Source organism: Streptomyces sp. NPDC005181, from assembly GCF_040608395.1.
In the GTDB taxonomy this organism is placed as follows: Bacteria; Actinomycetota; Actinomycetes; order Streptomycetales; family Streptomycetaceae; genus Streptomyces.
Genome location: NZ_JBEXID010000238.1, coordinates 1 through 1,766 on the forward strand (window position 1 = coordinate 1; position 1,766 = coordinate 1,766).

A 1,766-nucleotide genomic window follows, 5' to 3' on the forward strand; every position below is an offset into this window, starting at 1 on the left:
GCAAACATTCAGTTGGTAATCGGAGCGTGATCGTTCCGGCCGCCTCATCACGCTTGGTGGTCGTCGAGTTGGGCCGTCGCGGTGTGGTTGGATCGCGGAGTGCCCGAGCTGGAGTCGATGTCGCGTGACGAGCTGATCGTCCGCGTCCGTGACCAGGAAGTGGTCATCGCCAGGCAGGCCGAGGTGATCGACCGCCAGAACACCCAGATCGTCACGCTGGCGGCCCAGCTCGACGATGTGATGGACCGTCTGGAGCGCACGACCGCCCAGCTGGAGGAGACCACTACCAAGCTGGCGAAGCTGGAACACCTCCTGTCCCGCAACAGCGACAACTCCTCCTTCCCTTCCTCCAAGGACGGCGGCGCGGGAGGAACCCCGCCCGCGCCCAAGCGCCGTGCCAAGTCCACCGGTCGGGCCAAGGGCAAGCAGAAGGGAGCCCCGGGCAGCGCCCTGCGCTGGCGCGAGGAAGACGAGGTCGACAGCCGCGAGCCCTGTTTCCCCCAGGGCTCCTGCGACTGCGGGGCCGACCTCACCGGCGCCGCCGATCTCGGGGTCGTGGACCGCTATCAGCGACACGAGATCCCCCTGGTCACGGTGACCGTCACCCAGTACGACCAGCACGCGGTGGCCTGCTCCTGCGGAAAGGTCCACATCGCGCCCCGCCCCGAAGGCGCGGGGGCCGGCCGATCCGAGTACGGGCCCCAGCTGAAGGCCTTCGCGGTCTATCTCATGGTCGTGCACTTCGTACCGGTGGCCCGCTGCCGCGAGATCCTGACCGCGCTGACCGGAGCCGAGCCCTCGCCCGGGTTCGTCCATGGCCTGCTGGCACGCACCGCCGCCGCGTTGGCCACCTGCGACATGGTCATCCGCACCCTGATCACCCTGTCCTTCGTGATCTCCTGCGACGAGACGCCCCTCAAGGTCGGCGCCGCCACCCCGCCGCCGGGCAAGAAGGAAGCCAAGGGCTACCTCCTGGTCGCGTGCACCGAGCTCTACACCCACTTCCTGCTCGGCGACCGCTCGATGGAGACCTTCAAACAGTTCATCTTCACCGAGCTGGAACCGGACGCTGTCATCGTCCACGACCGCTACCAGAACTACGACTCCTCCCAACTCGGCGACCTGAACCACCAGCTGTGCCTCCAGCACGTCCTGCGCGACCTCAAGGCCGCCGCGGAGCTCTACCCGGACCAGGCATGGCCCACCCAACTGGCCGACTCCATCCGAGAGTTGATCCATCGCGCCAACCAGGCCCGGGAACGGGGCGAGGCATCCCTGGCCCCGACACTGTCCGCGATCGGCCTGCAGGGCGCACGCTCGGCCGTGGCCATCGGCCTGGCCCACACCGCCCGCCTGGACGACACCCGGCCCGGCGCCCGCAAGTCCCGCCTGCTCCTTGAAGCCCTCCGCGACCGCCCCGACGACTTCTGGCGGTTCCTGACCGACCTGCGGATCCCACCGACCTCGAACCAGGCCGAGCGGGACCTACGCCCCTCGAAGATCCAGGAGAACATCTCGGGACGGCTGCCCCACCTGGAACGGGCCAAGGACCGCTACCTCATCCGGGGCGTGCTCTCCACCGCGATTAAGCACCTGGTCAACCCACTGACCGTGCTCGTCGACGCCTTCACCGGGAAACTCTGGCTGCCCCCGGCAGCCCTCGCCCCGGCCTGACACCCCCGCTCCGACAGCCGCTGACCACTCGGTCACCAGCCGTCACCACACACCCGAAACCGTCACACGCTGCGGTCGCACTGAATGTTTGC

At 68.4% G+C, this 1,766-nt stretch carries 1 protein-coding gene; it reads left to right on the forward strand.

Features of this window, described 5'->3' with window-relative positions; translation table 11 throughout:
• Positions 1–99 precede the first annotated feature (99 nt).
• Positions 100–1,674: an IS66 family transposase gene (locus ABZV38_RS40315; protein WP_356333926.1), complete on the forward strand. Its 1,575-nt coding sequence runs from the start codon at positions 100–102 to the stop codon at positions 1,672–1,674.
• The last annotated feature ends 92 nt before the right edge of the window (positions 1,675–1,766 follow it).